The organism is Candidatus Hydrogenedentota bacterium, from assembly GCA_016791475.1.
Taxonomy (GTDB): Bacteria; Hydrogenedentota; Hydrogenedentia; order Hydrogenedentales; family JAEUWI01; genus JAEUWI01.
This window is the reverse complement of the sequence record JAEUWI010000104.1, coordinates 1-8,976: the sequence shown is the minus strand read 5'-3', so window position 1 is coordinate 8,976 and position 8,976 is coordinate 1. Positions and strand designations below refer to the sequence as shown.

Below are 8,976 nucleotides of genomic sequence, written 5' to 3'. Positions count from 1 at the left end.
GGCGAGGGCGAGGGCGAGGGCGAGGGCGAGGGCGAGGGCGAGGGCGAGGGCGAGGGCGAGGGCGAGGGCGAGGGCGAAGGCGAAGGTGAAGGCGAAGGTGAAGGTGAAGGTGAAGGTGAAGGGGGCTGTAACGCTGCCAAGTCCGCCGTGTTCGATGGAATCGAGAGGCGTTTCGGCGACCTGTTTATGTTGGCCTTGGCGGTGAGCGTGTTGCTCGGAGGGACATCCCTTATCCGCCGCGTGCAATAATCTTAGGCCCCAACAGAAGAATCAGAAGGGCGCTATTCGCTCGTTGCAGGCGCATGGGCCTTGCCGTATCGCATGCGAGCTTCGAGTTGCGCGTCTGGAAGGCGGTTTTTTTGCCTCGCGCTATCTTCCGGTGCCGGGCGCGGAGTACAATAGCCTCCTACACACGCCGCGCAACGCGGCCAGGAAGGAGAGAACCCATGGCATCCATCACCGCCAGAAGACCCTCACAGCGCAAAGGCAGCGCCGCAACCCGCCGAAAAAAACGCCTGCGCAAGCGCCTCAAGGCGCGGGCACAGCGCCGCATGCCCCACACGAATCCGTAATTTCTGGAAGGGGCGAGCGCACGATGAGCGGGCTACGGCCCGATCCGGTGCTGGCCCCGGAGGTTTGAGGCGCAGTTTGTGGGAAGTCAGGTTCATCCGGTTCGAGCGTACATTTCGACGTTGCCGGCAGATTCATCGACACGTTGCTTGTTGGATTGGGAAGATCTGAACCACGAATGGACACGAATCCACACGAATAAGACACCGGGATTCAACTCATGAAATGGACGTCTTCTCAGGAACGCAATCGGATCTCCTAGAAACAGCGAGATACGTTAACTTCAAAGAACTCAAACGGCGCAAGAGAGGACTTTTTGTCGTTCTATTTGAGTGCTTTGGGGTTAAATTCCTTTCTGCCTTCTCTCGCGCCAGGCGTGTGTCCACAGTATTTGACGCGACCTTGAATCGCGTCAATGGTCCGTCTTGTTCGTACTACTACCTGCAATCTTGATGCATTTTTTCGTAGAAATTGAAAGACTGCAAAACCTGTATACTTGCCTGGTGGCGCGCCCTTACAGGGCCTAAATATTTATTGAACGCGTTTTACCCTGGGCGTTGCCCAGGGCTAATATGTCGGTGGCCCTTCGGGCCGGAATACCATATTCCTATCAAACGCCAATTTTGATGAACTCATTCGTGAAAATTTGTGTCCATTCGTGGCAAAAGTTTCAGTCCTGGAAAGCCGCGCTCTCCCCAACGGTATGTACTCTTTAACCGGATGAACCTGAATTCACAGCAGCAATAGTCTTCGTGCACGAAGAAGGCGCGGAGCGGGCATCCTCAAAGCACCCGGCTCCGCGCCGCAAAGGATATTTCCCTTCGTCATCGTAGCGCGTCGTATCGACTATCTCCCCTTACTCGCACCGACCACACGCTACGCCGCGATACCGATCTGTTTCGCCAACGCCGGTAATACCTCCGCCAGCTCCTTCTCCAGGATTTCGATCTTCGCGGCAATCATTTCGGTGCCGTGCGAAAAGGTATGGTCGCCGCCGAAATAGAAGTCCAGACGCACATCGCCCGCCATCACCGGTTGCGAAGCCCGTGCATTCTCCAGTTCGTCCTGGAGCACAACCCGCCAGCGTTCATAGTCCTTTTTCAGCGCCTCCAAGTCCTTCTCCGGCGCGTCCACCGCCGCCCACAGCTTGTCGCGAAGCTGGCAACTCTCGTAGAAGTTCGCCTCGGTCCGCGCCGTGTGATAGAACCAGCGGATTGCGGAGTCCTCGGAATCAAACATCATCTTGTGCCGTTCGTCCACCAGCGGGCGGGCCGTGTCCATCGCGTCCGCGGCCTGCTTGAGGTACTTCTCCATCTCCCGGTAGAAGCGACCGAAGACCGGCACATTGCCGGTGGGCTTCTTTTCATAGGTCGGCAGCTTCTTCAGGCCCTCCGCATCGGCAATCTCCGCGAGGAAGAGGTAGTATCCGTCGAACAGCTCGGGCAGCTCCGCCTTCGGGTCCGCGCACATGGGGTGGGCCGGTCCGAGGTAATAGGGGCCTTTGTAATAGCTCGGAATCTCCGGCGACCACGGAATCGCGTCGGAAACCGCCTTCCACGCCGTGCGCAGGTGCGGTCCCGCCTCTTTGCCCGCGATGCGCGCGGCAAATTTCGACAGCAGGGCGTCGTGATCGAGCCCTTCGTCCCACCACAGAAACTTGTTCACCTCGGACGCGCTTGTGCCGAAATTCGGGCGAAAGGCGGGAAAGACCCAGGCCCCGTCGGCGCCGCAGGAGGCCAGCGCCTCCGCCCGATCAACCCAGCGGTCCATACAGGGCACGTGGGCCAGGCGGGGCGCTTCGAAGCCCAGCTCCGGTTCGCTCTTGAGATAGGTCGGGATCCCCACCGCCCTGCACGCCGCGATCTGCGCCGCCGCGCGCTCGCTCGGACCGATCATATCAATGCTGTAGTCCCAGAGGTGCTTGTTGACGCCGTCTTCCTTCTGAACATAGGCGTCCTTTTCGATTTCCGTGAAAATGCCCGTTCCGGGCTTCAACTGGGCAATGAAGGGAGCCTGATTCTTATTCAGCGACCACACGTGTTCCGCCGAATAGGGCCACGCGATGATTTCCGCGGTCGGGTTCACCGTCCGCGCCGCCTCGGCCATCAGGTTGCACAAATTGGCCACCACGACATCCGGGCCGAGGGCCTCGCAGCGGGCGCAATTCGTGTGGCCCTTCTCCACGCCAAAGGGGCGCATGAAGCAGTGGTAAAAACCCTCGCCGCCGATGATCACCACCACGCCATCCAGACCCGGCGTGCCCTGGAAAAGCCCCACCATGCTCTCCCGGATGAACTGCTTCATCAGCGGGTGCTCGGTGCAGAGCACAAACTCACCATCCGCTTTCCAGGTGCGGGCGCCGCGCAAATCGGGGTGGGCCGCGAAAACCGGGTGATCTTCCGGGTACTTCTGCCGCGTGTCCAGGAAGGCGTAGGTCTTGAGGCCCAGTTCCTTCGCCGCCGCCACCGCCTTTGCGCCCCCTTCCATCACGCCGGGTGTGCGGCGCTCCTTCAACTCGGGTATCGCCTCGGATACGGAAAGTGCGTGGAGGTTGCCCCCCGCCGCGAACACTGCATTGTAGCCTGAAAAGATCAGCTCGCGGAAAGACCCGTTCTTGGGCGTCGCGCCCAGACGAACGCGAAGGCGCGGCGCCGCGTCGCGCGCTCCCGCCGAAAGAAAGGGCGCCTCCCGAAAGGCCATCTGGTCCACCAGCCACACGATACCGTCCCGGAGGCCGGCGGCATCAATGCCCTGCACCGCGATCCGGTCTCCCAGGATCCGCACCGAGTAACTTTCGGCCTTGCCGGAAATGCCGCCGCCGGAGGGCGCAAGCAAGAGTTGTTTTGCGGCGGCGCCGGGGCCCGCCGTTTCGGAAATGGCGAGGTTCAGGCCCATGACTTCCTTAAGGAAGGTCTGGAGGTGGCCAGCCATCGCCTTCGTCACGGGATCCGGCTGCGGCGGGATAACCAGTGACCAGGAACCATCGATCACCACCTCACCCTCCACCGGGCGCGCCCCGGGGTCGCGAGAAAACCGGGAGAAGTAGTTGGCCGAGAGGGGGGCGTAGGGGCTCGCGGCGTAGGCCGCCTCATACTCCCCGTAGATGCGTCCCGCCAGTTCTCCGAGCGTTTCCGCCGCCTGTGGACGGGCCGGAATCAGGCTGACGAGGACAACCAAAGTCAGGGTCGCGATTTTACGACCGCGCGTGGTGCGGCATACGTTTGAACGAGATGGGGGGTGTGTCATTAAACGATCCTTCCGACAATGGACTGGGTGACTACAGGGCTTCGCATCATAACCCATCCGCGGGAGGGGACAAAATGAGCGAAGCCGTCGCGGTGGTGTATTCGCCGGGTGTCTGGTGTCGGGACGTGACAAACGGACGCTTTCCGGGTACCATTGAATCAGGTGGTAAATTGTCTGGTAAAAAGTTGACATCTCTGTCGATTTTCGATAATTTGTTCTCCGCAGCCTGTTCGTGTACCCATATTGAGTCACTCCATCGAAAGCGCTCTATGACCCGCCCCGCTCACATCCTTCCCATTCTGGCTCTGGCGGCGGGACTTTTTTTTGCCTGCGTCGAAGCCGGGGGGGACGCGGCGGCCGAGGGGATCGTACTCGTTCGGCCTCACGGCGAGAATCTGCACTTCGATTCCGACGACCGGTCTCTGTTCTCCGCCAAGGGATTTCTGACGGAACAATTTACGGACAACGGCATCACCTTCACGATTTCTTATGCCGACAGCGGAGTGGGCTTTACCGACCCCGTTTCCGGTCCCGCCCTCCGGGAGCGGCTGGAGGCGGTGCTGTCCTACGTGGCCAGCGAACTCAACGTCACCAATCGCGCCCTCGATATCCAGGTGGAAGCCAGTGAATTCGATGGAACCGGCGCCCTGGCGACGGCGGGCACTTTTTATCCCGGAACGCCGGGGATCCACCCGGGCAGCACCTTCCAGCGGTTGGAAACCGGCGCCAAGCCCTTCGTGGGGTTTCCGGAAATCACCATGACGATCGATCTGGGATTTCCCTGGAATGTTTCGGATGCGTTGCCCGGCCCAGGCGAGCCCGACTTTTTCAGCGTGCTGCTCCATGAAGTGACCCATGGACTCGGATTTGCCTCCGTGATCGAACCCGACGGCTCCAGTGCCCTGGGCAATGACAATTACACGGGCTATGACGCCCTTCTTTTCGACGGCGATCTGGAGCGGCTCCTTCTGACCGATTCGATCCCGCCCCTGTTCCAGGGAGACGGCGTATCGCTCACGGGCGGCGCGCTGGATTTCGATGGCGGGCAAGCCTTTGACGCCTACGACACGGGGGATCGCGTTCCGGTATTCTCGCCCAATCCGATACAACCGGGGAGCAGCCTGAGTCACTGGGATGTGACACGACTCGTTGGCGGGGCCGTGATGACCCACAGCATTACCCTCGGCACGATCCAGCGGGAGTATGCGCCCGCGGACCGTGGCGCGCTGGCGGATCTGGGCTACGATAACCCCGAGCCGGCGCCGGGTGGCGGCTGCGCGCTGGGTAAAGGAGACCGCGCGGAAGGGCATGGGGCGGATGGGGGCGCCTTCGTTGTGATCGTTGCGCTGGCCGCGATGCTGCTGCGGCGTACCGGGGCGTCCGATGGAGCAGGTAAGTCGATGTCGTGAAAACGGCGTCGTGTTGAGATATGGGCGCCGGCGCCGGGCCGGCAGATTGTTTGGGAACAGGGACCGTGCCCCGAAGCGGGCTGGGAGAAGAACATGAAACAGTTGAAAGAAATCGTACACCGGACGGCGGCGCGTCGCGTGGGATTGATCTGCGCCGCGGCCTGGATGCTGGGCGTCTCGGTTGCCGGGGCCGAAGGCGAGAAGTATTTCGTGACCGCCCATGGCGTTGAAGAGCGTTCGGCGGACTCCAAGTCGCTCCCGCCCTTGATGGCGCCCACGGTGACCTTCGAAGCGAGTGGCCTCACTTATAACATGTGGTATCTGGACGTCGTCAACGACAGTAACTTTGGTTTCGACGATACGACAACGGGCGCCAGCGCTCGGGCGCGGCTCCAGTCCGCTCTGACCTATGTCGCGAGTGTGCTTAACGTTGAAGGTACGCTCGATGTCCTGGTGCAGGATTCCCAGTCCGACGGCACGGGCTTCCTGGCGACGGCCGGCACATTTTTCGGCGGCTTCGACGAGGACGAGCCCTTTCAGAATGGATCGGCATTCACCCGCATTGTGACGGGCGAGAAGCCCTTTCCCAATGACGAAGAAATCTCGATCATCGTGGATTTCGGCTTCGACTGGAACCTGACGGCGGCTGACGCGGGGATAACCGAGCTGGACTTTGAATCCGTCCTGCTCCACGAGATTACCCATGGCCTGGGTATTCTGAGTGTCTCGCGGAGCTCGGGCTTGTCGGATTTCGGCGGAAACATCTATACCCGCTGGGATTCGCTCATGGTGAAGAACAACGGTACGAACCTTTTTTCCGGAACACCGCCTGTCTACCAGGGAACGCTTGCCGACCTGATCAGCAATGCCCTGTTTTTTGAAGGTTCCGCGGCCTTCGCCGCCTATGACCAGGGTGTGGCCCCCGGCATTTACGCGCCGAATCCGTTTGAAGAAGGCAGCAGTCTGTCCCACTGGGACACTGGCAACATCGTCGGCGGCGCCGTGATGGAGCACGCTGTAGCGCCGGGTGTGACCCGTCGCGAGTATGCCGATTTCGAAATCGGCGCGCTTGTTGACCTCGGATGGGTTAACGCCGCTGTACCCGGCAGTGGTGGCGAAGGGGAGGGTGAAGGCGAAGGTGAAGGTGAAGGTGAAGGTGAAGGTGAAGGCGAAGGCGAAGGTGAAGGCGAAGGCGAAGGCGAAGGCGAAGGCGAAGGCGAAGGCGAAGGCGAAGGCGAAGGCGAAGGCGAAGGCGAAACTCCCGTGGAAGAGATTGCCGAAGAGTTGCTGGCATCGCTTGATGCGATCGATACCAATGACGACGGCGTGCTGAGCTTTGTGGAAGCGGAAATCGCCATTCCCGGCCTGGGCGCGGGCGCCTTTGCGGAAATCGATCTCAATAGCGACGGCTTCCTCTCGGAGGCCGAAATTGAAGCGGCTGCCACCGCCGGCGGTGAAGGTGAAGGCGAAGGCGAAGGCGAAGGCGAAGGCGAAGGCGAAGGCGAAGATGGCGGATGCGCACTGAACGCCAAGTCGGTGCTGGGCGGTATCGGCGGGAAGTTTGGTGACCTCTTCCTGCTTGGTCTGGCGGGTATCACGCTCATCGGCCTCAGCGCAATGGGACGTCGCTTGAACTAGCACTCCCCAGCATAGTGGGTAAATTGACCCGTGGCCGGGGATATCCCGGCCACGGGATTCATTCATTCGGGTCGGCGTTTATCGCGGAGACGTCCCGAGAGGATTGGGACTCAGGGAATACGTTGCGAATGCGCGAACGAGGGCAGTCGGTCGTCGCGCAGGGATCGAAACTATCAAACAGGGAGAGTGTCATGGGAAAGCTATTGACTTCGTGGTTGATACTGGGGGCGGCGCTGCTCCTGTATCCGGTCCAATCGGCTCCAGCGCAGGAAATGATATACCGGGTTACCGCCAACGACATTGTTGCGGTGCCTCTCGGCCTCAAGAGCATTCCCCCGGGCGCACCGACCAGGACGATCACGCCCAATGGCAGCACCTTCAATATTTACTACAAGGACGTCATCGACGAGCGTGATGTCGGCTTCGATGACGTGATTGAGGGGGCGGCCCGTCAGGCCAGCCTCGAAGCTGCTCTGACGTATGTGGCGGAAGTCCTCAATCAGCCCGGAACGCTGGACATCGTCGTAAACCCATCGGAGTTGGACGGAAGCGGTGCCCTGGCCTTTGCCGGCACGTTTTTCACCAATGCGGAAGGCTTTCAAAATGGCATCGCCCACTTCCGCCTTGTGAGCGGCTCCAAGCCCTTTTCCGGCACGGAAGAGATCTTCATCACCGTTGACTTCGGTTACAGTTGGCACGCCGGCGTCGAGGAGGCGACCGGGTCCGATTTCGATCTTGAGACCGTGCTGCTGCATGAGATTACGCACGGACTGGGCATACTCTCCCTCTCGGAGCCCTCGGGCGCATCGGGTATCAGCGACGGTGTCTACAGTGGTTGGGACCAGTTCATGGTGAATGGTTCCGATGAGAACATGTTTGGCGGTGAACCGCCTTCCTTCATCGGCCAGTTGGCGAACCTTACAGGGAACAATCTCTTCTTTGATGGCGCCGACGCTACAACGGCCTACAATCAAGGCGGGGTGAAGCCGGGAATCTACGCCCCAAGTCCCTTCAGCAATGGCAGCAGCCTCTCCCATTGGGACACGGGGAACATCGTTGGCGGCGCGGTCATGGAGCATGCCGTTGCTCCCGCAGTGAATAAGCGAACCTATGCGGACTTCGAGATTGGCGCGTTGAAAGACATCGGGTGGACCAACGCCGCAATTCCTGGGTCCGGTGGCGAGGGCGAGGGCGAGGGCGAGGGAGAAGGCGAAGGTGAAGGCGAAGGCGAAGGCGAAGGCGAAGGCGAAGGTGAAGGCGAAGGCGAAGGCGAAGGCGAAGGCGAAGGCGAGGGCGAAGGTGAAGGCGAAGGTGAAGGTGAAGGTGAAGGTGAAGGTGAAGGTGAAGGCGAGGGTGAAGGTGAAGGCGAGGGTGAAGGTGAAGGTGAAGGCGAAGGTGAGGGCGAAGGCGAAGGCGAAGGAGAAGGAGAAGGAGAAGGAGAAGGAGAAGGAGACGCAATACGACAAATGCTGCTTGAGAATTTCGAAACCGTCGATACGGATTTTGACGGTGCCGTCTCGTATGCGGAAGCCCTCGGACTCCTGCCGACCCTTTCCGAGATCGACTTCAGTCTATTGGATATCGATGAAACCGGTGTGCTCGATCTGTTCGAGTTGGATCTCGGAGATCTGGGTGAGCTCGATGTATTTCTGCTGAAGCTGGATCTGCTCGAATCCTTTGAACTGCTCGACGAGGACCTCAACGGTTCGCTGGACGCGGCGGAATTGGTCGTAATAACGGATGGTGACCCCGAGAGTTTGGCGCTTCTGCTCGGCTATTTCGATGCGGACGAGAGCGATTCGCTGGAACTGGACGAGGTCGAGGTGACGGGCGATACGGACGAGGAGCTCTCCGCGATTGCGGCCCTGTTACTGGAAGACTTCGATCTGCTCGACCTTAATACGACTGGGGCGCTCGCGCTTCTGGAGGCCCGCATTGCGATCTCGGACCTGCACGTATTTGTCTTTTACATTATGGACTCGGACCTGGATGGCCGCCTTCAGCCTGCTGAATTGGAGCTGCTCATAGGTTCAGGCGGTGAAGGCGAAGGTGAAGGCGAAGGTGAAGGTGAAGGTGAAGGTGAAGGTGAAGGCGAAGGCGAAGGCGAAGGCGA

5 protein-coding genes are annotated in these 8,976 nt (G+C 60.2%); 4 read left to right on the top strand and 1 reads right to left on the bottom strand.

Annotated features, from left to right (window positions below):
* The coding region (locus tag JNK74_28015) for a hypothetical protein (GenBank protein MBL7650036.1) at window positions 1-249 on the top strand (249 nt) is incomplete at its 5' end.
* A 1,197-nt stretch (window positions 250-1,446) separates the two neighbouring features.
* Here the strand turns inward: JNK74_28015 and JNK74_28010 are convergent.
* Complete coding sequence (locus JNK74_28010; GenBank protein ID MBL7650035.1) at window positions 1,447-3,816, bottom strand: hypothetical protein; 2,370 nt, start codon at window positions 3,814-3,816, stop codon at window positions 1,447-1,449.
* Window positions 3,817-4,085: 269 nt separating this feature from the next.
* On the opposite strand from JNK74_28010, the gene JNK74_28005 reads away from it, so the two are divergent.
* The 3 genes from JNK74_28005 to JNK74_27995 all read left to right on the top strand — a co-directional run.
* Window positions 4,086-5,225, top strand: coding sequence for a hypothetical protein (locus JNK74_28005; protein MBL7650034.1), 1,140 nt, complete (start codon window positions 4,086-4,088; stop codon window positions 5,223-5,225).
* Between the two features lie 93 nt (window positions 5,226-5,318).
* Window positions 5,319-6,863, top strand: a complete 1,545-nt coding sequence (locus JNK74_28000; protein MBL7650033.1) for a hypothetical protein — start codon at window positions 5,319-5,321, stop codon at window positions 6,861-6,863.
* Between the two features lie 191 nt (window positions 6,864-7,054).
* Window positions 7,055-8,976, top strand: a 1,922-nt coding sequence (locus JNK74_27995) for an EF-hand domain-containing protein (GenBank protein ID MBL7650032.1), incomplete at its 3' end; no start/stop codon positions are given.

What these genes read in the sequence shown, in the direction of transcription:
- JNK74_28010 (MBL7650035.1), bottom strand. Translation starts at nt 3,816, where the DNA reads ATGACACACCCCCCATCTCGTTCAAACGTATGCCGCACCACGCGCGGT.
- JNK74_28005 (MBL7650034.1), top strand. Translation starts at nt 4,086, where the DNA reads ATGACCCGCCCCGCTCACATCCTTCCCATTCTGGCTCTGGCGGCGGGA.
- JNK74_28000 (MBL7650033.1), top strand. Translation starts at nt 5,319, where the DNA reads ATGAAACAGTTGAAAGAAATCGTACACCGGACGGCGGCGCGTCGCGTG.